Raw genomic sequence first — 23,420 nt, 5'->3', positions numbered from 1 at the left:
AAACATCCAGTTTGTGTTTACACACATTTTACATTGCGTTTACACTGCTGTGATGCTAGTGCGTTTCATCTAATAGTACAATAAAGGGTAACTATACTGCATGAATTGATGGAGGCCATATGTTGATAGAGAGTCAGAATAAGGATAAAGCCGGGTCAGAACGTTACTTTAACCGAGATTTAAGCTGGATTGAATTTAATCGCCGTGTGCTTCAGGAAGCTCAGGATGCAGATACACCGTTGCTGGAGAGAGCCAAATTTTTGGCGATTGTATCTAGCAATTTGGATGAGTTTATGGCTGTTCGTGTTGCAGAGACGCGCGAGAAGATCAAGGCGGGTTTTATGCAAAAGGATTTTACGGGATATACCCCCTCCGGTTTGTACAAACGCCTGATCAAGCGTACCGTCTCAATGGTATCGGAACAATACCGGACCTATCGTGATATTTCTCGCCTCTTGACGAAAAAGGGTCTTTTACTGTTCGAATATGAAGACTTAAATACGACACAGCGCAAGTCGCTGGATGCATATTTTCATGAAATTATATTTCCGGTGCTCACGCCGATGGCGGTCGATCAGAGCCGTCCTTTTCCACTCGTTCACAATAAATACGTATATTTAGCGGTCGTCTTGAGACGTCCCGGGGATACAGAGGAGGATAAACCACTTTTTGCCATTGTGCAGGTGCCTTCGAATATTCCACGTGTTGTTACGGTGCCTTTGCGGTCGAACAGCAAGAAGAAATCATTTATTTTAATTGAGGAACTAATCAAGCATCACATCCAAACGCTGTTCACCGGATATGTTCCGGAGGCAGTTCATGCCTTTCGTGTTACGCGTAACTCCGATTTATCCATTAATGAAGAAGAGATCGAAGATTTGCTCGAAGAGATTGAAAAAGAGCTGCGTCGAAGACGCCGGGGGGCGCCGGTTAGACTGGAAGTAGAAAAAGGGATTCATCCCTATGCCCTGATGGAGCTTCAACGCGAATTCAAGCTGTTCGATCATGTGTTTGAGATGGACGGGCCGTTGGATCTGACGTTTTTGTCGTCTTTTGCCGATCATTTGGAGGGGTATTCGCATTTGAAATTTCCGGCAATCAAACCACTGTATCCGGAAGAACTGCCCCCGCAAGAGGATATTTTCAACGTACTTCGCAAACGGGACGTGCTCGTGTACCATCCATATGAATCATTCGATGCGGTAACTGATTTTATCATTGAGGCATCAGAGGACCCGGATGTGATGGCAATCAAAATGACCCTGTACCGTGTCAACGGGGAATCGAAGTTGATTCCGGCATTGGCACGTGCGGCCGAATCGGGCAAGCAGGTAACGGTGGTGGTGGAGCTGAAAGCCCGTTTTGACGAGGAACGTAATATTGCCTGGGCGCGTACGCTTGAAAAAGCAGGCTGTCACGTAGTGTATGGGCTGGTTGGCTTGAAGACGCACGCCAAAATCATTCTTGTCATACGTCATGAGCGCAACGCACTCAAACGATATGTGCACGTAGGCACAGGCAATTATAATGAAAGCACGGCGCGCGTGTATACGGATATCGGATTGTTTACGTCAGATCCGGTACTTGGCGAGGATGCTTCCGAACTGTTTAATGAAATCACGGGATTCTCTGCGCTCAAGACTTTGCAAGCTTTTACGGTGGCTCCAACGGGAATGAAGAACAAGCTGTTTGAACTCATCCGTAGGGAAGCTGAGCAAGCATTGGCAGGTAAGCCCGCCCGGATTATTGCCAAGATCAACTCCTTATCCAATCAGGAGATGATCGATGAACTATATGCGGCTTCCCAAGCAGGTGTGAAGATTGATCTTATCATTAGAGGGGTCTGCTGTTTGCGTCCGGGTGTGGAAGGATTCAGCGAGAACATACGTGTCATCAGTATTGTAGACCGCTTCCTGGAGCATTCCAGATTGTTTTATTTTGAAAATGGAGGCAATTCCGAGTTGTTTCTGTCCAGCGCAGATTGGATGACGCGCAATTTGACCCGCCGAATTGAACTGATGTGCCCGATTTATGATGACGGGATCAAAGAAATGCTGGCAGATATTCTGCATTTATCGTTAAGAGATAATGTGAAGGCACGCCAGCTTATGCCTAACGGCAGCTATCAATTTGTGTCCAGAAACGACAAAGAGGCTCCCATCAGGAGCCAATCTGAAGCGATGAAGGTTAGAAATTGGAAGAAGGTAGAATGGACCACGACAATGTAAGATTCCATGCCTTTTGGAAATCCTTGGCAACCGATTCTAGCTCCCGTTGTTCTAATATGGGTTCACTCTTGCTTTCCAGACGAAGATGCAGTGCGTCATCCCCTGTAGTGGGATTGATGCTGGTAATCATTCCCGACTCACTCCGATCCATGCCAATCGCGAGCTGGAGCAGCGAGCCGAGCCGATGTACACGTTCCTCGTCGGAAGGCTCCAAAATATCGGCATGTGTGCGTAGCAAACGGGGAGTCCGGTTCTTGGGATGGTAATCCGCGATCAACGCGGCTAGTACCGTTTCCCTATGGGATAAACCGCCAATGCCTGCATGTAAAATCCAGAACACGGAATTCTGGCGGAAATGATAATAATTCAAGGCAGCCCCCGTCTTGTAAAGAGTTGCTGCGGTCAGTAACAAGCGCTTGTCCATAGCAGCTGAGGTTCCGTTAGCTAATGTGTCATAAAGACGGACGGCGTACTCGTTAACCCGCTTGACATGCGCTTCGCTAACCGGGACAGCAAACGAAAGGATATTGCGAATGGATGTGATAAGCGGATTAGCTACCACGGGCTGTTCAGCGTTGACCAGCTCATGAAATAGGCCGTCTCGCAGACCCGCTCCACTGACCAAATACGCGGAGCCTTGAGCAGCTTCAAATATCGTTTTCAATATAATAAGACCCGGTACAATGATGTCGGCTCTGTCCTTGGACAGGCCGGCTGTTTTTTTGCGTTTTTCATAGGGCAGATGGGGCAGACTGCCATAGAAGTAATCGACATCTTCTATCGTCATTTCGTAATGGTGCGTCACAGGAAGTGAGTAATCCAGTCGTTTCTGATTGATTTTAGCCAAAGTACGCAGGGTTCCACCTAGCCCGATGAATGGCAGACCCGGATTGGAGAAGATCCAATCATGATTTTGCAGGGAAGAACGGACAAAGCTCTCCATTTCCTCAATCTGCTGAGGAGACCATTCGCCATTCTTGACCTCACGTCCAAAGCGCCAATTCATATTGACGGCGCCAAAGGGAAATGACACAGTATGCAGTCGTTCTCGATCGCGGAACAACGTAATTTCGGTACTGCCACCCCCGATGTCAATAATGATTCCGTCACTCACATTCATAGTGTTCACTACTCCCAGAAAACCGGCATAGCCTTCTTGCTCTCCGCTCAGTATTTCCAGTGTTAAATTTGTCTCCTCCGCGATCCATTGGACGATTTCGTCCGAATTCGTGGCATTGCGGATGGCTGCTGTTGCTGCTGCACGCATACGGACAACCCCGTGCATATGGCATACCGCCATAAATTGGCGCAGCAATGGAGCGATGCTTCGAATCGCCTCCCGTTCCATACGGCCGTTGGCCCCAACCTTTTCGCTCAGTCGGGCAGCTTCTTTGCATTCCTGCACAATTCGATAGGCTCCTGTCTCTGTCATTTCATAGATCACCAGACGTATGGAGTTTGAGCCAATGTCCATGATGCCAATTTTGCTATTCATGAGTTGACCTCCTTGTTGAAAAAACGATTTGCCGGTAATTTCCGCTGCTCCGTGCAAATGGTAGTAGATTATTGTCATTGTATCAGTGATGTTCGGTGCATGCTACCGTTCGCCATGATCTTGTCGAAATAGACACATGCCGCGGACAATCATCCAAGAATAGAACATTCCTGTTGAGTATGTATAAGTATACCTGACGGCGAAAGGAGAGGGTTAGATGAGACAACTTGCAAGCAAATGGCTAAAGACGAAGGCGCTGCTGCACGATCCACATACCGCCGTTTATATACCGGAAACCTGTCTATATAGTGAAGATCAATTGCGCATGATGCTGCGGCGGCATGCTTTTGTATTTATAAAACCTGTAAAAGGAGGCGGAGGAATCGGAGTCATGCGTGTGGCAAAGGAGCGTAGAGGATACGCCTGTACGCGTATGGAGCATACACATCGGTTCAGTCATTTTAGAGCACTTGTATTCGGAATCCATAAGCTCCGAATCCAACGTCCATATCTCATTCAACAAGGCATCCAACTGGCAAGTATTCAAGGTAGACCTGTCGACTATCGAGTCAAAGTCGTGAAGGAAGGGCAGACATGGGATTTTCGTGCGGTGGTTGCACGTCATGCTCGTCCCGGACTGGTCATTACAAATCTGTGCAAAGGGGGAACTTTGCTGAAGGGAACAGAGGCGCTTCGGATGATATATCCCCGGCGGCTTGCTATTCAAAAGCGGCGCGAAATCATTCAACTTACACAGCGCTGTATTCCTGTACTGGAAAGAAGATTTCCTGGGATCGGACAACTGGGATTTGATTACGGGCTTGATCAGAGTGGACGGGTATGGATTTTAGAGGTTAATACAAGACCTCAATAAATTTCTGATTTCTTTAAAAAAATTCCAATATAATCTATTAACAAGACGCTAAATATAATATATTTATATAAATAATAAAAATATTTTTTTTGTGTTCGAGCGTCAAAATTCTGTGTATAAATATTGTCCACATTATCCCCTGTCACATATATGGGTTAACGACACTTACCAACAATTTATACACAGGATCTCCACAATTGACTGTGGATAACAGAACGCTTGTTCCGATTTTGGTATTTTGATAGAATAGATTTTGAAATAAAAGGAAAGGTTGTGTCGAGGATGGCTATGCTGACGGATGAAATGCTTTTGGATTCCTATCAGATGGCAATCGAGCTTAAACTTGAATGTGACTTCATTGCACTGTTGCTGGCTGAGATTCACAAAAGAAATCTAGAGATGAATACAGCCGTAGTCCTTCATTAGACCGGACAAGCTCTCGTACTGCGACTGTAAAGTCATTCAGGGTTCGAATGACTTTACAGACAATCACTGCAACGAATAGGCACACCGTAAAAAAGGGTATTTCACTCCAAAGATTCAAATTTGGAGTAAAATACCCTTTTTTGTCATAGTCTAAACTAGACACTACAATTTCATGTTACTGCTGTGGCCGGGAGACAACTTGGCATCTGGATCTACATAGACCTTGGCGTTGTTGACTGCCGTAGGAGCTTCACCAAAGCCGACCGCAATCAGCTTGAGCTTGCCTGGATAGGTCGTAATGTCCCCTGCGGCGAAAATGCCGGGAATATTTGTTTCCTGGCGAGAGTCGACCACGATAGAGTTACTTTCGATTTCAATTCCCCATTCAGCAATCGGGCCAAGTGTGGATACAAATCCAAAGTTAACGATCACATCGTCCACTTCAATTTCCTGTGTTTCTTTGGTTTTTACATGAGCAAGAGTGACTTTGGTAATCGTGTCTTCTCCATGCAATTCTGTAATTTCCGTTGGTGTAATAACGTTTACTTTGGAAGCGAGGAGGTTTTCGACACTGTGTTCATGCGCACGGAATTTGTCACGGCGGTGAATCAATGTAACCTGTTCTGCAATCGGTTCCAGCATAAGTGCCCAGTCTACAGCAGAGTCACCACCACCGCTAATTAGCACTTTTCGGCCTGCAAATTTGCTCAGGTCGCTGACAAAGTAATGCAGGTTCGTTTTTTCAAAACGTTCGGCACCTGGAAGCTCCAGTCTGCGCGGCTCGAAAGCACCCACACCAGCGGTAATAATAACCGCTTTACCATGATACTCGCCACCTTTGTCTGTTTTTACGATGAAGTGGCGTTCTTCCTTTTTCTCTAATGATACGACTTTCTCTTCTAGCTGCACCTCTGGATTAAAGTGGTTCATTTGTTGAACCAAATTGTTAACCAGTTCCTGTGCAGTCACTTTAGGAAAGCCAGCGACGTCATAGATATATTTTTCAGGATAAAGGGCTGCAAGCTGGCCGCCCAGTTGGGGCATACTTTCAATTAAGGTGACGGACGCCTGACGCATTCCCCCGTAAAAAGCGGCGAAAATACCGGCTGGACCGCCTCCGATAATAATCAGATCGCGGATTTCCGCACCTGTGGATTGAGCTGTCACTCTAAAACACCTCCGAAAGGGATAGTATGGGATTTGTAGATATTGAATCAGCCGCATAGAGGTTCAGATAGCCGCCGAACGCATGATTCACTGTTTATCATTATAAACTGCTGGGTTCCGCTTGCAAAGTTAAAGCGGTTAATATTTGATGAAGACTTTTCTGTGAGTATAAATTAACCGTTTTGAGAGAACAGCTGTGAACAATTAATGATTATGTATATCGGAAGGGGTAGAAGCATGAGCAGTATTCCCAAAATTGTCATTGTGGGCGCCGGATATGGCGGTATATTGACGGCACAGCAATTGCAAAAGGAGCTCAAGCACAATGAGGCGGATGTCACGCTGATCAACCGTCATGATTACCACTATATTACGACACATCTTCATATGCCTGCGGCAGGTACAGATACGATTGAACATTCAAGGATTCCAATTGCGCAGCTAATCGATGAGTTCAAGGTGGATTTAGTCAAAGGAACGGTTAAGGAAATCATACCAAAGGAGAAAAAAATCGTGCTGGAGGATGGCTCGCTGTCCTACGATTATTTGGTCATCGGACTAGGCGGGGAGCCCGAAACATTCGGTATTCCGGGGATGGATAAGTTCGCGCTGACGATTCGCAGTATTAACTCGGTTCGCCTGATTCGTGAGCATATTGAATACCAGCTGGCCTTGTATAAAAATGACGGTAAGCCAGGTCGCCTCAATTTTATAGTTGGGGGCGCTGGTTTCAGCGGCATTGAGTTTGTAGCGGAGTTGGCGGATCGTTTGCCACAGCTGGCTAGAGCGTATGACATCGATTTTAACCGGATTCAAATCATTAACGTCGAGGCAGCTCCTACGGCACTGCCAGGGTTCGATCCTGAGCTGGTGGAATATGCGATGGATGTCCTTAAGCGCAAGGGGGTCACCTTCCGCATTGGAATTCCGATTAAGGAATGCTTGCAGGATGGTGTAATCGTTGGTGAGGGTGAGAAAATCGAAGCGTGCACGGTGGTCTGGACGGGAGGGATCCGTGGAAACGGATTAATCGAGAAAGCCGGATTTGAAGTGATGCGTGGTAGGGTGAAAATTGACGATTTTCTGCGTGCACCGGAACATGATGACATTTTCATTATCGGGGACAGCTCCCTGATGTTTAATCCTGAAGGACGCCCCTATCCACCGACAGCTCAAATTGCGATGCAGCAAGGGGTCCTTTGTGCCAAGAATCTGGCAGCTACTCTTCGCAAAAAGGAATTGCACAAGTTTGTATTTTCCAACAAAGGGACGGTTGCTTCTCTTGGAAAAGGCGAAGCCGTCGCCGTGGTGGGCAAACGCAAAATAAAAGGCTGGATCGCAGCACAGTTGAAAAAAATCGTAGATATCCGCTATCTGTTCATCATTGGCGGGATTCCGCTAGTGCTGAAAAAGGGACGGTTTTTCTAAGGCAGAAAGGTTTCCACGACTCCAATACAGGAGCTTGGAGACCTTTTTAAGTAGAGGTAATCAAAAAAAAGGTATTGACTTATAACTATATGGCGACGTATAGTATGGTTACAAATTATAGAGGGGGACCTTCACGTTGAATTCTGATTTTAACATCAATGCTGATCCCAGGAAAATAAATTTATTGACTGAAAAGTTTCCAAATGTGGATTCCCGATCGTTGAATACGTTAGTACTTTTCGTGCAGACAGCTCACGAGGTGTACAATGGGGTGTCTTCCAGACTGTCTGAGTATGGGGTATCTATTGGAAATCTTAAAATTCTAATGCCTTTGTATTTGTATGACCATTCATTAACTCCGTCCGAGTTGGCTGAGTATTCCGGAGTTACACGTTCAACAGTAACCAGCGTAATTGACAAGCTGGAACGGGACGGGATCATCCGAAGAAGTACGTTGTCGGATCGACGTATGACCGCGATTTCTTTGACTGATGAAGGAAAACAGTTAATGACGGAAAGAATTCCACTGTTCATTCAGCTTTTTTCGGATTTGATGAATGAATTTACGCAGGAGGATCATGATCTTTTTGCAACACTCTTACAGAAGCTTTCCTCAGGTGTTGAACGGATAAAACAGGAATAATCAAATTTCCCGGCTTAAATAGTTAGACGTCGTACTATCAGGCTCCTTATTTGTTTTTGACTATTATTTTTAACTATCATTGGCTAAATCATCATGAAGGAGAGTTTATTGTAATGAACAAAAAGATCATCGTGTACGTTTTACTTGTTGTCGCGTTAGGTACCGGGGGTACGCTAATGGCAATGAGCGGCAAGGATGCTGTGAGTATGGCAGCCCAACAAAAAAATACACTGCTTACGGCAGATACCGTGAATGTTGCTTTTCAGGGCGTAGGGGGAAGAGTAAACACGATTGAGGTGAGGGAAGAACAACAGGTGAAAAAAGGGGATGTGCTCATGACCCTCGATCCTGTAGACCTTGATTTGCAAATTGAGAAATTAAAAACGGATATCGCACAGGCTGATGTGAAAATAAAACAGGCTAAAGACGGGTTGCAAAATCAGTCGGAGAAAATTTCGAATTCAGAAAAACAGGGGCAATTGGACATTCAAGCCGCGCAAGCGGGAGAGTCCTTATTAAACCAAGGCACACGTGCGGAGGATATTGTAAGACAAAAGCTGGCTATTGAAGCAGCACAGCAATCGTTGGACGCAGCTCTGACAGGAGTAGAGACAGCCAAAAGAAATGCGGAAATCGCACAAAAAACAGTATCATCCAGACAACAGGCTCTGGACTTGGCTAAAGTGAATTACAACCGTATCAAAGCGTTATATGATGCAGGAGCTGGAACCAAAGCAGAACTGGATAACGCCAAAAACCAACTGGATAATGCCCAAATCGCGTTAGATACAGCTAAGGATCAGGTTGAAATTGCCAATAACCAGATTACAGCGGCTAGCAAACAATCGGACATTGCTAAAAATGGGATCGCTCAGCAGCAAACCGCTTTGGATAAAATGGAGGCTGGCGCGACTGCTGAGGAACGCCAGCAGGCTCGTATCAAAACAGAAAAAGCCAAGGAAGCCTTGACTCAAACCTCGCAAACACGAAAAGATGTTAAGAATAGCGAATACAATGTGGATCTTCTGGCTCAACAAAAGCAGGCATTGAGTGTTCAACTCAAAACTTTGGAATTGCAGCGCGGACGTATGGTGCTGAAGGCATCTACAGATGGTAAAGTGGCACGTATTGTACCTAAAATGGGAGAGATCGTTTCTACGGGGGCAACGGGCGCCGTTATTGAAACCAATCAGCTATACTACGATATTTATGTGGGCGAGGATTCCATATCACAGTTTAAAGCTGGGGAAAATGTGACTTCGCACGTTGTAGCTTTAGATAAAGATGTCCAAGGCAAGGTGAGGTACATTACTTCTGCCCCTCAGTATACCAACATGAGAATGAGTCGGGACAAAGGTCTGTCGGATATAAGCTCCTTCCAAGTACGGGTGGATGTCCAGCGCACATCTGAATTATTGCCTGGAATGACGGTAGAGGTTGTGACGAAATGAAGGCGTTTATAGAAGAATGGAAGCTGATGATCAGCGGCAAGATGGTTTTTATCATGCTGCTCGTTCCTATCGTAGTAGCTGTAGCCTTTGGATTTGTTTTTAAAAATAATCAGCTTAACGATGCCTCTGTAGCTGTAGTCGATTTAGATCATAGCAGTTATAGCCGACAGCTTATTAATAAATTAGATGCATCGCAGTATATTGATGTACGCCATGTGCAAGAGAACGAAACCGATCCGAATTTACTTTTATATAATGAAAAGTTTTTTGCGGTGATTTACCTTCCAGCTGGGTTGGAGGAAAATAGGATTAAAGGAGTTCAGAGCAACATCGGTTTTTATGTAGATAATACGGTAGGTCAGGCTACTGGAAATCTACGCTCGGCAGTCACAGAGATTATGGCGACGGAAAATGCGATGCTGGCTGGTGGTGGATTAAAGGGTATGGGAATGAGTGACAGTCAGGTTACAGGGCTTACTTCCAATATGCTGCTTCAGCAGCGCCTGTTATATAATCCTACCAATGCTACTTTGATGACCTCGGTTATGGGGTTCATTAATACGGTCATGATTTCACTGATTGGTGCTACTGTACTGACAATTGTCCCGCGATTGCGGGAGCAAGGAAGATTAAAAGAGGAGCTTCAGCATTCGTATAGCTTGATTCTTAGGGTGTTGCCGTATGCGTTAGTAGGATGTGTGTCCTTTTACCTGTCCATTGGTTTGCTCAAGCAAATTGGCGGACTACGCTTTGAAGCGAATGTATGGCAGCTCAGTATTCCATTTCTCCTCTACACGATTACGTTGGGTTTGTTTGCGATGGCTTTAGGGTGGAATGCGGCCAATCCTGGAAAAGCTTCCCCACGCCTCATGCTAATTATACTGCCTTCGTTTTTACTGAGCGGCGCTCAATTGCCAGTGGCTATGCTGCCTCCATCGCTGCAATATGTAAGTAACATTCTCCCATTGACCTGGCATTTCAAGTTTTTGAGAGGTATGGGCTTTAAAGGTGGAAGCTTAAAATATTTTATTCCCGAGTTGGGAGGCTTTTTGATCTTACTAAGTGGTTTGCTGCTTATTATCTTTATCCTGATCGCTTTGGAGAAAAGAAAGCTGGCGAAAAGTGAGGATACATCCGTAGGGGGCGAGCCTGTGCTGCAATAATCAGAGATATCATTCCTTGGTTATGACCTGGCAATCATAAAGAATACGATTTAATCAGGCACCCGTGAGGGGCCTTTTCTCTTCTATTATAGCTTTAGGTCTTATAAAAAAGGATTCCGTCGTCCCGAAAGTGGGAGTTCGCGGAATCCTTGATTGTATGTTGCGACATAGTTCCGACGCTTATGGTTTACAGCTTCAACATGTCTTCAAATGTCTCTTCATTTAACACACTGCCGACATAGAAGGAGCCGAATTCACCGTAACGGGCACTGACTTCATCAAAACGCATTTCGTAGATTAGCTTCTTGAACTGAAGTGCGTCATCGGAGAACAGTGTTACGCCCCATTCCCAATCGTCAAAGCCGACGGAACCGGAAATAATTTGCTTTACTTTGCCAGCATAGCTGCGTCCAATTAAACCGTGGCTGCGCATCAAGGTGCGACGCTCGTCCATCGAAAGCATATACCAGTTGTCGTCCAGGTCACGTTTTTTGTTCATTGGATAGAAACAAATATAACGGGCCTTGTTTAATACAGGCTTCAAGCGTGCGACGATTTGTGGATTTTGCATTGGATCTTCATCTTTGCTCAAATAATTACTTAGTTCCACCACACTCACATAAGAATAGGTTTTGGTTGTATATTTGGCGAAGGTTGTTTTGTTAAAATCATTTTCCAGTTTATTGAGGTCTTCCAGCGTTTCGCGCAGGTGCATCATGACAAAATCAGCCTTTTGTCCGACAACAGTATAGACAGCTGAACTGCCCAGACCCGCTTCCTCGGTAACGTTCCATTCCTTCATAAACTCTTGAAGCTCGTCCAGTGCTCCGGCGCGCTCTTCATCGTCTGCGGTCTTCCATGCTGTCCAGTTGATGGACCGGAAATCGTGAAGCGCATACCAGCCTTCCAGTGTGGAGGCTACTTCGTTGGGAGTTGCTGGGGTTTGTTGAGGTTGATGTTGACTCACGATCTACACTCCTTTACGTCTGTAAATGATAATCAGCTTAGCCGAAATATGTGTACTTCCTTATATCATTCCTGTATCCAATACGTGATGCTTAACCATTATATTGTAGCTCAAAGTAAAGCTTTTCACCAATGAAAGAAGTGTGAAGAATTTTATTTTTACCATGATACAGGTCACAAAGTCTTAAAATAGTTAGTATTCTCGAAAAAAGTAGAAGTCAGACGAATACGGCTGCCAAAAAGGAGAACAATTGCCCTTATTTTGTTGGTCCCACGAGAAGGCAAGTATGATAGAATAGAAAAACATCTTGGAGACCGTTATGTCAGGAAAGGAAGAATGTTGGAATGCGGATGAAAAACCTGCTGCACTATACTGAGAACCACCGCTACTGCGTTTATCGGGAATTTGGCTTGAGCGCACTGGATGAATTGATGCTGGGAAGCGTCTATCAGCCGATGGTAGGCGCATTTGCGGTCAGTCTGTATCGACTGTTGTTCCAGCATGTGCCAGTCGGACAAGTCGGTTATTCGCCGTTGGAACAGCAGCGTCGCCTTTTTCTGACACTGGGACTGGAGCCGAGTGAGAAGGGACGCAAGTATTTGATTGAACAGACCTCCAAGCTGGAGGCCGTCGGTCTATTACAGACGTCCAGGCTGTATGCACCCGAAACGGACGACTATATGTATGAATATGAGATGCAGCCGCCGCTCGCACCTGCTGAATTTTTCAGAACGCAGCATCTCACCCTTTTGTTGAGAGACAAAATCGGTAAGTTTGCAGTGCTTTCTCTGAGAGAATCGTTGTGGAGTAGGGAATCTAGCGAATGGTCGCAATCTTCCTATAATAAAGAAAATATTTCGATTCCTTTCTACGAGTTATTTGAATTGAATACCCATGTTATAGATTATGAACTGGAACAGGCGCTGTCCGAGGTGTCCACTAGCCGTCAGACTGGACCACTAGCGTCAGAATCGGAGGAAGCATTGAATTATGCAGATATTATTCTCCGTTTTCCGCGTGAATCTGCCAATCGCAAGCACGTGGAGCGTCTCCGGTTTGAACACGAGCAGTTAGGCATGGTCAATTACGTTGTTCGCAAATTTGACCTTTCTGTACAGGATATTAGTCGCTTGCTGGATGAGGATGGTATTTTTACCGAAGCAGGCGACTTGTTGCTTGACGAGCTTCAGCTTCGGGCTAGTCAGCACTCCAGACAGGATCGGAAGCGTCAGGAGGAACAGCAGGTACAGGCCGCCAAAGTGGTCGCCTTGCGCCAAAGAGAAGCTTCCACACCTGAAGAGCCGCCTGCAGAACAGGCTGTGGAAATGGAATTTTATGTGGAGGTTCCACCACAATTCACAGCCAAGTGTGACATTCACCAATATAATATGATGTTGCGCAACGAGCCTTATCGCCGTTTGCTGCAAACCTTTTTCCCCGGCACGGTTCCCGGTAACCTGCTGGATATATTTGAGAAGATTGATATCAGCTATAAGCTGCCCGGTGAAGTCATCAATGTGCTGATCCATTATTTGATGTCACTGCTCGTATCGGGGAGCGATCAGCGAATTAACCGAAACTTTGTCGAGGCCGTTGCTTCCAACATGCTGCTTAAGCAGGTAAACACTTACGAAAAAGCCGTTCAATATATAAGGGATCAAGCCAAGGTAAAAGGAAAACAGTCCTCTGCTTCTCCTTCCGGCGGTCGATCCCGCGCATATGCCAAAAATAACGGGCCAGCCAAGCCATCCATTCCAATCGTTCAGGATCACCCTTCCGAGGAGTCTGTATCTGAGGAAGAATTGGATGAACTGCTGCGTCTGGCCGAACGAATGCAATCCGGAAAACAGAAAAAAGTCTAGTGAATTTTAGGTTTTATGAAACTATTAAGCGAAGCCAATTCAAATAGATGTCGACTTTATGGCGGTCAGTAGCGGAGCGGATGGAATCGTTCTGGAGAAGCGATAGCGTTCGCCTTTGCCACCGGATTTTCACCTTTAAATTTCTATTACGATAGAAAAAATCTGGTGGCAACAGCGATCGTAAGAATGATCCATCCGCGAAGCGTCTCCCCCATAACTCTGCACATTTTAGAAAGGAGGAGCGTTCTTGGAATCACTGGGCGATTTGCTACAGCAGATGCAGAACCCTTCGTTTCGCCAGCGCACTCGCAATGTAGCCGATCAAGTTCTAAATGATCCGCTCGTGCAGGAGTTTTGTGCTGCGCATCCTGATGTGGACGAAACACAATTGCGACTCAACATGAGCATGCTCTTTCAGTATGCCCGGGATCGTCGAAATTGCGACAATTGTCCGGGGCTGGAACGGTGTCCTAACGATTTTCAGGGCCACTTTTGTAAGCTGGCCGTGGAATATCCGAATGGAACAGCCGAAATCGTGGACATTCGGACCCCATGTGCGAAGTTGGTTGCTTCCCAACATGAACAACGGGTGCGTCAGCGAATTAAAAGCTTTTATGTGGATGAACGCGCCCTTCTGGAGGGATATAACGCTCTTGAAATTGCGCGCAAAGATTCACAACGTATGCCTGCCGTCACACAGCTATTCCGTTATATTGAAGAAACGAAAAGTCAGGGTCTATCCAAAAAAGGACTGTATCTGGAGGGTACGTTTGGTACGGGTAAAACTTTTTTGATGGGCTATCTATTGCACGAGCTGGCTCTGTCGGGTCTGAACGGTGTGATCGTGTATATGCCTGATTTTGTGGAGGACTTAAAGTCTATGATTCAGGACGGGCAGAAGCTGAAGGAAACGACCGAAATGCTCAAAAATTGTGATCTGCTCGTATTTGACGATATTGGTGCTGAAAATTTAAGCCCGTGGGTACGGGACCATGTGATGGGCTCCATACTGAATTACCGAATGAATCGCAAACCGACCTTTTATACTTCCAATTATTCATTGCAGGGGCTGGAGAAGCATCTTAGCTTTACGAGCAAGGACGGAGAGGAAATGTACAAAGGACAACGCTTGATGGACCGGATTCGTCCTTTTGTAGATGTCATTACCGTAAAGGGAAAAAATCAGCGGGGGTAAGCGTTTATCCGTCTGCTATTTTGATATCTTACAATTAAAAGACTATTGTGATATAATTAAAAGGTGTCGAAACAGACATTACAGGTTATAATAATCTTGACTTTTCTATAAAGGAGGAACATACAATGGCAATTGTTAACGTGTCCGATCAATCCTTCAACGCAGAAGTCGAAGGCACAGGAACCGTTTTGGTTGATTTTTGGGCGCCATGGTGCGGTCCTTGCAAAATGATCGCTCCCATTCTGGAGGATCTGTCCACAGAAGTTGGCGACAGCGTCAAAATCGCGAAGGTGAACGTGGATGAAAATCCAGAGTCTGCTTCCCGTTTCGGCGTGATGAGTATTCCTACCCTGATCGTTTTCAAAGACGGACAGCCTGTTGATAAAGTGGTAGGTCTGAACTCCAAAGAAGCGCTGAAAAGCATGCTTACTAAACACCAATAATCATCGCATGTGACCCATGCTCCCGCGGGGGCTTGGTGGAGCGGCCATGAAAGGTCAATGCCTCCGGTTGTAAATACCGGGGGCGTTTTTGTGTATTATTCCTATATATTATAAGTAGTTAGTTGAGCAGTCATTAAGAATGGAAGGAGGAACCGGGCGAATGAAACCTTATGCGGAGGACTTGCAGAATCAGGAGAAGGCGCTGGAAAACATACGGCACAAATTAGCGTTACTGCCGGATGCATCAGGCTGTTACCTGATGAAGAACAGCGAAGGCACCATCATTTATGTCGGCAAGGCCAAAGTGTTGAAAAACCGGGTCCGTTCCTATTTTACAGGTAGCCATAACGGCAAGACGCAGCGACTGGTTTCCGATATCCGTGATTTTGAATATATCGTTACAGGCAGTAATATGGAGGCGCTCATTTTGGAGTGCAACCTCATTAAAAAGTACCAGCCGCGCTATAACGTGCTATTGAAGGATGATAAAACCTTTCCGTATTTGAAAATTACGAACGAGGCACACCCCAAGCTGGAGGTGACCCGTCGCGTTCTGAAAGATAAAGCAAAATATTTTGGACCGTACCCCAATTCCTACGCGGCACATCAGACGAAGAAGCTGCTGGATCGTATGTATCCGTTACGCAAGTGTGGTGTGATGCCAAAAGAAGTGTGTCTGTATTATCACATGCATCAATGTTTGGGGCCTTGTGTGAAAGAGGTCGAGAAGGAAACGTATGACCAGATTGGTCAGGAGATTGGTTCCTTTTTGAGCGGGGGACATGAGGAAATTAAAAAGGATCTTCAGCGTAAAATGCAGGAGGCCGCAGAGGAATTGTATTTTGAGCGGGCCAAGGAGCTGCGAGATCAGATTATCAGCATCGACGCGATGATGGAAAAGCAGAAAATCACCACATCGGATGCGAAAGATCGAGATGTATTCGGTTTTTCAGTAGATAAGGGCTGGATGTGTGTACAGATCCTATATGTCCGCAAAGGTAAAATGATCGAGCGCCATATGTCAACTTTTCCTTTCTACGGTGAGGCTTACAGTGATTTTATGTCCTATGTGACGCAATATTATAGTGACAACCCAGCAGTGCCGCAGGAAATATTGCTGCCGGATTCTCCTAAGATGATGCAGGCGGAACAGGTCAATGTCGATCAACCGGTTGCGGCAGAAACTGCACTTCACAGTGCACCTACAGCCGATGCTACCGGACAGACAGATGACAAAGCGATACAAACGGAGACAGAGCATTCTGCTGACTCATTGCTGGTGGCTGAAGAACGAGCAGCTTATGCAGCAGCAACGAATCAAGGTCAAGTTGGTGACCAAGATGCAGAGATAAAGGAAACAGAAACCCAACTATCCGGTGGACTGGAGGACCCAGCTACGGCGGCTCTCGCTCTGGCTGAATGGTTGGATGTTAAGGTACTTGTACCGCAGCGTGGACTGAAAAAGCAAATGACAGGCATGGCGACGGAAAATGCACGTGTTGCTTTGGATGAGAAGTTTAAGCTGATCGAGCGGGATGAGGAACGGACATCCAAAGCTGCAAGCAATCTCGGACGTGCCATTGGGCTGGATAGCTTGCACCGGGTGGAGGCGTTTGATAACTCCAACATCCAGGGTTCCGATCCAGTCTCCGCCATGATCGTGTTTATTGATGGCAAGCCTGCCAAGAAGGAGTATCGAAAATATAAGATCCGTTCTGTGCAGGGACCCGATGATTATGAAACGATGCGTGAGGTTATTCGGCGTAGATATGAACGTGTGCTTAAGGAAAATCTGGAACGTCCCGACTTGATCGTTGTGGATGGTGGACGTGGACAAATTAAGGCGGCGACCGATGTACTGCAAAATGAGCTGGGTTTGTTCATTCCTGTGTGTGGTCTGGTGAAGGATGCCAAACATAGAACTTCCCAACTATTAGTGGGAGAGTCCTCTGAGGCCGTGACACTTGCACGCAATAGCGAAGAATTTTATCTGCTGCAACGGATTCAGGACGAGGTTCACCGTTTTGCCATCACGTTCCACCGCGAGCAACGCGGCAAATCTATGGTGACTTCTCGGTTGGACTCTATTCCAGGCATCGGCGAGAAACGGCGTAAGTTACTGCTCAAGCATTTTGGATCACTCAAAAAAATAAGAGAGGCCAGCGTTGAAGAATTCCGGCCTCTCTCTATTGGGGATAAGCTTGCGCGTCAGATTATAGCTGCCCTTCGGGAGGAGGAGTCGTAGAATACGGCTCCTCTTTTTTAATAGGTTCAAACATAATTCGATTTGGCTTTTTAGGACTAAACCAATAAATGATGTAACCCACAATGGCTGGAAGTAAGATCCAGAATAGACCAGCGCTCACATTCACAGTGTCTCCCAGACTCATTACACTAAGCCCCATTAGAATGCTGTCAAAAATAACGTGGCTGAACATGGCGGCAATAAAACCGTAACGCAGGAACACAAAACTGAACAGCAAGCCAAGAAAAGTCAGCTCAATAGGTCTGGAAATCACCGGATAGATTGGATAAAGTGTATGTCCCAGTGCCCAAATCAGCGTGGTGATCAGACAAGCAACAAAAGTGTTTTTCACTATTTTTTTGACCATCGGAATACCAAACAGACGGTAGACAGTCTCTTCTCCAATACCTGCCATCCAGGCCATAATCGGCAGTAACCATGGATAAGCCATATTGTAAGGGGATTGCGTGGCATCTGTTGTGGAGAATGTATTAAATGTGCGCTCCAGTATAAAGAATAAGATGGATTGTACCCCGAGTAAAATAAAGGCCCACAAGTAGCCAACATACATACTGCGAAGCACATACAGCCCGTAGCCCGGCTCTTTCGCACGCGGCCATGCATTCAGTCCAACCTGACGCATAAGTCCGTCACCGCCGACCAAGGAGAAGTAGAGCGCTACTGCCATGAAGAAGGTAACACCAATCTGGAACACCATAAGAAATATAAGCATGCCCTTACCGCCTGCTTCTGCTTGCAATAAAGGCAGCATGTTCATTGTCCCAGCTATACTTGCAATAAAGTATATAACGGACAGAACAATGCCGCGTACAAATGAAGTATGTCGTCGGGTGAGTGACGCATACACAATGGCAAGAACACCCAGCACAAAGCTAAATAGGGCATAACCCGCATAGGTCATCCAATTCGCCCAAAATGTTTGCTTTTCGATATAATCGGTATAGGACGACGGGGCCGAAAAGCTTTGAGAGAAGGAGCGAACATCACCGTCTTCGAAAGTAAAAGCCAATGTAAGTACCGAGACGCCGATTTTTTTATCGTCTACGGTATACTTTAATCCACCTTCTTTTTCAGTGGTGGCGAGCTTCAAGTCCGACGGCTTAAAACCAAAGCGCTTAACCCATACTGCGGCCGCCTGCTCCTTGGCTTCAAGCGTCATGCCGTCCTCAGCTACACGTATAAGCCTGTTACGTGCTTCTTCATCCGTAGAAATATCAGCCTGTGTGTAATTGGTACTGGAGGTGATCCGTTTAAAGCTAACGACCTTCCCAGTGGATAAATCCACATGAATTTGCAGTTTGCTTTTCGCTGAGGATTCAGGCAGATCAACCCGAAAGGTTTCGTAAGGGTAATTTTTCTTCCATGTACGGTCGTACTGTTGAAGCAGTTTTTCTCTAGATAAATAACCGTACAAATCTGTTTCGGCCTGATAGGTCACGACAGGCTCCTCTGGCTGTGATTCAGTATAGCCCAACTCGGAGCGGGCAAAGTCCAATGCGTGTATGACCGCTTCTTGTTTGCTGATGACCTTTGCGTTCATTACTGATTCTGGACTCGGATTACTAAGCGAGGGAATAAGCAATTGAAAGATAAAAAAGCAAATCAGGCCAATCCCGCCCAGCAAGCCTAATTTTTTGAAGTTGGCCGTGAGCACGACCGGTTTCCCGATAGGATTCATGAGTTTCCTCCTTAATCTGTAAATAAGAACATCCATTAAAGATATCATACTGCACAGGTTCCCGCCAACAGACCAGCGATATTCATGAAAATAGAGTGAAAGCACTTTAAAGTTCCAATAAAATAAGATAAGCTGCGATTAAACGATGCCCATTCGCAAAATAAAGCCAATTTCACGTTTTTTCGGCGAAATCGGTTTTGTGATCTGGATATAGAAGGATTATAATCTTGAGGCAATGCCTATAAAATACATAGGTAATGATATACAGTTGAGCCGAATTTCTATGGGAAAACGGGGGAACCATGTTACTGGGGTGAATTTTACAGCCGATCCTGCTGGATTGGATGTGTAAATAGGGCATACTGTGCTGCCCGAATCCGTCAGCTAACCTCGTAGGCTGTGAGCAGGGACCAAGTCAGGCACTCGGTTTTCCGGTGTCTTTTTTTGTGTGTATATGTGCGTGTAAAAGTTTGCTAGTTAAGTCGCTGCGCGTTCCATTTGATCTTCCGATCGCTGTTGACTCTGAATTTTATTGAATTAGGAAACCCTAATAAGGTTAAAATTCAGACTCAAAGGCGAGCGCTACCGCTTCTCCAGATCCAAATGGACCGCTGCGCTGCTGCCTGCCTTAAAGTCACCAAACGTTTCATTAGGTAGTGAGGTATGAAGTAGTGAGTATTGAAAGGCAAAAGTATCCCGCTTTGCGGATACTTTTCTGTTTTATAAAAGAAACGGACGAAAGAAACTGAAAAGAGATTGGTGATTTTATGAGATGACAGTAGCGGAGGGGGCAGAATTGTTCTGAAGAAGCGAAGCGTTTGCCTGAAAGCTTTCCGTAGGAAAGCTCGCATCGTAAGTATAAGCTATCACCGGATTTTAACCATTAAAGGGCTTATAGAATTAGAAAAGTATCCGGGGGTAACAGCAATCGGAAGAATAATCTGCACCCGGAGCGATCTCCATGCTCATAATTCACCAAGTAGGAGAGAAGTGATGAATAGATGAATCCCAATGCAAGCTGGCTCCGGCTTTCTCCACCGCAGATATTCGTTGCGGGCTTTGCCATTATCATTCTAATAGGTAGTTTATTGTTAATGCTGCCGATCTCCAATACAACAGGAAAGCCACTTGCGTTTATAGACGCTTTGTTTACTGCCGCTTCCGCGACCTGTGTTACAGGGCTTGTCGTAAAGGATACGGGGACCTTTTTTACAACCTTTGGTCAAGTTGTTATCGTTGCGCTCATTCAGATCGGCGGCCTGGGCTTTATGACTATGGCTACCTTGATCGCGCTGGTGTTCAAACGTCGGATTTCCTTACGGGAGCGCCTCATTTTACAGGAAGCGATGAATCAGACCTCTGTCGAAGGAATTGTCGGATTGATTCGTAAGGTGCTGCTGTACTCGCTGGTCATTGAGGGCGTATGTGCTGCAATATTTGCGATTCGCTGGTCGTTTGATATGCCTGTAGGCAGGGCGATTTATTTTGGGATTTGGCATGCCATCTCCATGTTTAACAATGCTGGTTTTGACTTATTCGGGCACTTTCGCAGCCTGACAGGTTATGTATATGATCCGATTGTTAATTTTACAGCTATGTTCCTGATTATTTCAGGCGGCATTGGTTTTGTAGTGATGTCGGATCTGGCAGAATATCGCAAGCGCAAGAGACTGTCCTTGCATACTAAGGTGGTACTCAGCATGACGGGCGCTCTGATTGTAGTCGGCACGCTCGTGATTTTTGTATTTGAGTTTACGAATCCAAAGACTCTTGGCTCGCTTGATTGGGGTGGGAAACTGCTGGGATCTTTATTCCAGTCCGTAACCCCTCGTACCGCAGGTGCCAATACACTGGACATTGCAGGCTTGCGGCAGGCTACGCAGTTTTTTATCATCATACTCATGTTTATCGGGGCTTCTCCTGGCTCTACTGGAGGCGGGATTAAGACCACAACATTCGCGCTGCTCATTGGAGCCGTGATTTCGATGATACGGGGGCGTGAAGATATTGTGCTGTTCAGGTACCGACTTGCGCAGGGACGAATTTACAAGGCTTTGACCATTACACTGCTGGGGCTGCTGTTCGTGATCGGGGTGACCATGATTTTGTCGGCAACCGAAGATCATCATTTTCTGATGATCTTGTTCGAGACGGTGTCTGCGTTTGGTACGGTGGGGCTGTCGATGGGGCTTACACCTGATTTGACAGTCATAGGTAAGCTGGTGATTACCCTGACGATGTTTGCAGGTAGACTGGGGCCACTCACGCTAGCTTATGCACTGGGGCCGAAAAAGGGTAAAGAATTATATCGTCATCCGGAAGGCAAAATGATTATAGGATGAATCATTTCATGATATGTAGTATACATTTCGTGGGTTTAATCATTTCAGGATTTTGCAAAATTCGATACCAGTCGCTCCGAAGTCAAGATATAGACGAACTAAACCATTTCGATCTATATCTTCTTCATTGGAAGTCGCTTATGGGATTTTTGCAAAATCCTCATTTATGAAATTGATTCAGATAAGGGAGTTTTCGAGTAGATATGAAAACGCAGCAGTTTGTAGTTATTGGCTTGGGGCGGTTTGGCTCAAGCCTGGCTTTGCAATTGGTGGATATGGGGTGCGAGGTGCTAGGCATTGACCGGAATGAGGATGTGGTGGACAGTATGAGTGAGATGTTGACACATACTGTCGTGGCGGACGCTACCGATGAAGACTCATTGCGATCACTGGGCATCCGTAATTTCGATTGCGGCATTGTTGCTATTGGTGATGACATTCAGGTAAGCATCCTGACCGCCATTTTGCTGAAGGAGCTGGGTGTGAAAAAAGTCGTAGCCAAAGCCATATCTGTGCTGCACGGGCGTGCGTTAGAGAAGCTCGGTGTGGACCGGATCATTTATCCAGAACGGGATATGGGTATCCGGGTGGCTCATCAGCTAGTCACGCCTAATTTGCTCGATTATTTGGAGTTGTCCAAAGAATACAGTATTGTGGAACTCAATGTACCTGCATGTCTGAATGGAAAAACGCTAGCAGAGCTAAATGCCCGTACTCGCTTTGGTTGTAGTGTCGTGGCGCTTCATACGGCGAACGGTATCCTGATCGCACCGACGGCTATGGATCGGCTAAAAGCAGACGATATTATGGTCATCATCGGCTCGAATGACAATATCGGTCGCTTTGAGGATGAGGTTGTTAATGTTAATGAAGAGGGTTAACCCTCTACACCATACGGTAGCCTGCAAACGACGCACGTGTCTCGCTAATCCAGCGTCGTGCTGTCGGACCGAGATCGGTCGTCTCCGAGTAAATGAGGGAGGTCGTTCGGCGTGTCTCCTTCAAATCGGGCAAGTACAATGCAGTGAGTCCATTATCCCGCAGCAGTTCGCTGCGCAAATAGGATTTGGGTAGCAAGGCAGAAGCCTTACAGGTTGGAAGCAGGCGTACAATCGCCTCAAAGGAGTCGATTTCCATTCGGATATCCGGCATGATGCCGCTGCGCTGGAACAAGTCATCCGTCAGACTGCGGTACCAGGTTCCTTTGGAGAATATAATCATCGGCAATCCTTGCAGATCTTTCATCGAGGCCGTTTCTGTCTTGACGGTTAATTCATGTCCAATGGGAACAACAAGCTCCAAATGATCATCAAATAGCGGAATGCAACGCAGTCCAGCTTCATGAATGGCAGACCCGACAATACCGGCGTCTGCTTTTTTATCACGTACAAAGGCGACGATTTCATGGGTTTTACCGGTGAGCAGCTTCAGCTCGGTTTGAGGATGCTTGCTCATGAAAGCTTCGACGAGGGTAGGCAGCGTCGTTTGGAGTGTCGTGAGGCTTGCGCCGAGTGTAAGCATACTCTGGGCTTCATTTTTGTGCTGGGACAGCTTTTGTAAAAAGCGAAGCTGTCGTTGCCGTTGCTCTAGTGCGAATGTATAAACAAATCGGCCAGTGGACGTAATTTCGAGCCGTTTGCCCCGACGATCAAAGAGATTCACACCCAGCTCTTCCTCCAGCTTGGCAATTTTGCGAGACAGGGCAGGTTGGGACAGATTCAGCAGTTTAGAGGCTTTATTCAGGCTGGACTGCTCGACAATGACGGCAAAAGCGTTCAAATCCTCAAACAAA

At 46.1% G+C, this 23,420-nt stretch carries 18 protein-coding genes and 1 riboswitch; of the genes, 13 read left to right on the top strand and 5 right to left on the bottom strand.

What is annotated here, in order from left to right:
- The first annotated feature begins 119 nt into the window (after positions 1–119).
- A complete protein-coding gene (gene ppk1, locus JOE49_RS00250; RefSeq protein WP_028541444.1) occupies positions 120–2,228 on the top strand; it encodes a polyphosphate kinase 1 in 2,109 nt (702 codons plus the stop codon).
- Here ppk1 and JOE49_RS00245 read toward each other — a convergent pair.
- Positions 2,188–3,723: a Ppx/GppA phosphatase family protein gene (locus JOE49_RS00245; protein ID WP_160789072.1), complete on the bottom strand. Its 1,536-nt coding sequence runs from the start codon at positions 3,721–3,723 to the stop codon at positions 2,188–2,190. The two genes, ppk1 and JOE49_RS00245, sit on opposite strands and share 41 nt — an antisense overlap.
- 217 nt (positions 3,724–3,940) lie before the next feature.
- Between JOE49_RS00245 and JOE49_RS00240 the strand changes: the two genes are divergently transcribed.
- Positions 3,941–4,597, top strand: coding sequence for a YheC/YheD family protein (locus JOE49_RS00240; protein WP_209940371.1), 657 nt, complete (start codon positions 3,941–3,943; stop codon positions 4,595–4,597).
- 282 nt (positions 4,598–4,879) lie between these two features.
- On the top strand, positions 4,880–5,023 hold the full coding sequence (sda, locus tag JOE49_RS00235; RefSeq protein WP_007431918.1) for a sporulation histidine kinase inhibitor Sda: 144 nt from the start codon (positions 4,880–4,882) through the stop codon (positions 5,021–5,023).
- 162 nt (positions 5,024–5,185) lie between these two features.
- On the opposite strand, the gene JOE49_RS00230 is transcribed toward sda, so the two are convergent.
- Entirely contained in the window at positions 5,186–6,190 is a 1,005-nt protein-coding gene (locus JOE49_RS00230) for an NAD(P)/FAD-dependent oxidoreductase (RefSeq protein ID WP_023990157.1), read from the bottom strand.
- Between the two features lie 237 nt (positions 6,191–6,427).
- Here JOE49_RS00230 and JOE49_RS00225 point away from each other — a divergent pair, with 237 nt between their 5' ends.
- The 4 genes from JOE49_RS00225 to JOE49_RS00210 all read left to right on the top strand — a co-directional run bounded on the left by JOE49_RS00225 (position 6,428) and on the right by JOE49_RS00210 (position 10,875).
- Positions 6,428–7,618, top strand: a complete 1,191-nt coding sequence (locus JOE49_RS00225) for an NAD(P)/FAD-dependent oxidoreductase (protein ID WP_209940370.1) — start codon at positions 6,428–6,430, stop codon at positions 7,616–7,618.
- A gap of 136 nt (positions 7,619–7,754) precedes the next feature.
- The gene (locus JOE49_RS00220) at positions 7,755–8,261 is read left to right on the top strand and encodes a MarR family winged helix-turn-helix transcriptional regulator (protein ID WP_209940369.1); all 507 of its coding nucleotides are present in this window, start codon (positions 7,755–7,757) and stop codon (positions 8,259–8,261) included.
- A 113-nt stretch (positions 8,262–8,374) separates the two neighbouring features.
- Positions 8,375–9,712 (top strand): HlyD family secretion protein, encoded by a 1,338-nt coding sequence (locus JOE49_RS00215; RefSeq protein ID WP_209940368.1) that lies wholly within the window; start codon positions 8,375–8,377, stop codon positions 9,710–9,712.
- Positions 9,709–10,875 (top strand): ABC transporter permease, encoded by a 1,167-nt coding sequence (locus JOE49_RS00210; RefSeq protein WP_160789619.1) that lies wholly within the window; start codon positions 9,709–9,711, stop codon positions 10,873–10,875. The genes JOE49_RS00215 and JOE49_RS00210 overlap by 4 nt, the downstream gene beginning before the upstream one ends.
- A 187-nt stretch (positions 10,876–11,062) precedes the next feature.
- Here the strand turns inward: JOE49_RS00210 and hemQ are convergent, their stop codons facing one another.
- A complete protein-coding gene (gene hemQ, locus JOE49_RS00205) occupies positions 11,063–11,842 on the bottom strand; it encodes a hydrogen peroxide-dependent heme synthase (protein ID WP_023990152.1) in 780 nt (259 codons plus the stop codon).
- A gap of 344 nt (positions 11,843–12,186) precedes the next feature.
- Between hemQ and JOE49_RS00200 the strand changes: the two genes are divergently transcribed.
- From JOE49_RS00200 to uvrC, 4 genes are all read left to right on the top strand, one after another.
- Positions 12,187–13,704: a replication initiation and membrane attachment family protein gene (locus tag JOE49_RS00200; protein ID WP_028541451.1), complete on the top strand. Its 1,518-nt coding sequence runs from the start codon at positions 12,187–12,189 to the stop codon at positions 13,702–13,704.
- Between the two features lie 247 nt (positions 13,705–13,951).
- Complete coding sequence (dnaI, locus tag JOE49_RS00195) at positions 13,952–14,899, top strand: primosomal protein DnaI (protein WP_209940367.1); 948 nt, start codon at positions 13,952–13,954, stop codon at positions 14,897–14,899.
- A gap of 125 nt (positions 14,900–15,024) precedes the next feature.
- A complete protein-coding gene (gene trxA, locus JOE49_RS00190; protein WP_010347861.1) occupies positions 15,025–15,342 on the top strand; it encodes a thioredoxin in 318 nt (105 codons plus the stop codon).
- A 160-nt stretch (positions 15,343–15,502) separates the two neighbouring features.
- Complete coding sequence (uvrC, locus tag JOE49_RS00185) at positions 15,503–17,587, top strand: excinuclease ABC subunit UvrC (protein ID WP_160790335.1); 2,085 nt, start codon at positions 15,503–15,505, stop codon at positions 17,585–17,587.
- Here uvrC and JOE49_RS00180 read toward each other — a convergent pair.
- Complete coding sequence (locus JOE49_RS00180; RefSeq protein WP_209940366.1) at positions 17,556–19,286, bottom strand: CPBP family intramembrane glutamic endopeptidase; 1,731 nt, start codon at positions 19,284–19,286, stop codon at positions 17,556–17,558. The two genes, uvrC and JOE49_RS00180, sit on opposite strands and share 32 nt — an antisense overlap.
- Before the next feature lie 261 nt (positions 19,287–19,547).
- Positions 19,548–19,700: riboswitch (cyclic di-AMP (ydaO/yuaA leader) on the top strand.
- A gap of 587 nt (positions 19,701–20,287) precedes the next feature.
- On the opposite strand from JOE49_RS00180, the gene JOE49_RS00175 reads away from it, so the two are divergent.
- Together JOE49_RS00175 and JOE49_RS00170 are read left to right on the top strand one after the other, a co-directional pair.
- Positions 20,288–21,628, top strand: coding sequence for a TrkH family potassium uptake protein (locus JOE49_RS00175; protein WP_209940365.1), 1,341 nt, complete (start codon positions 20,288–20,290; stop codon positions 21,626–21,628).
- Positions 21,629–21,831: 203 nt separating this feature from the next.
- Entirely contained in the window at positions 21,832–22,509 is a 678-nt protein-coding gene (locus JOE49_RS00170) for a potassium channel family protein (RefSeq protein ID WP_023990146.1), read from the top strand.
- A 4-nt stretch (positions 22,510–22,513) separates the two neighbouring features.
- Here JOE49_RS00170 and JOE49_RS00165 read toward each other — a convergent pair whose 3' ends face one another.
- Positions 22,514–23,419: a LysR family transcriptional regulator gene (locus JOE49_RS00165; RefSeq protein WP_013311798.1), complete on the bottom strand. Its 906-nt coding sequence runs from the start codon at positions 23,417–23,419 to the stop codon at positions 22,514–22,516.
- Position 23,420: the final 1 nt, after the last annotated feature.

The sequence above is a fragment of the Paenibacillus sp. PvR133 genome (assembly GCF_017833155.1).
Classification (GTDB): Bacteria; Bacillota; Bacilli; order Paenibacillales; family Paenibacillaceae; genus Paenibacillus; species Paenibacillus polymyxa_B.
The sequence above is the reverse complement of the archived record's forward strand: the minus strand, read 5'-3'. Positions and strand labels throughout refer to the sequence as shown.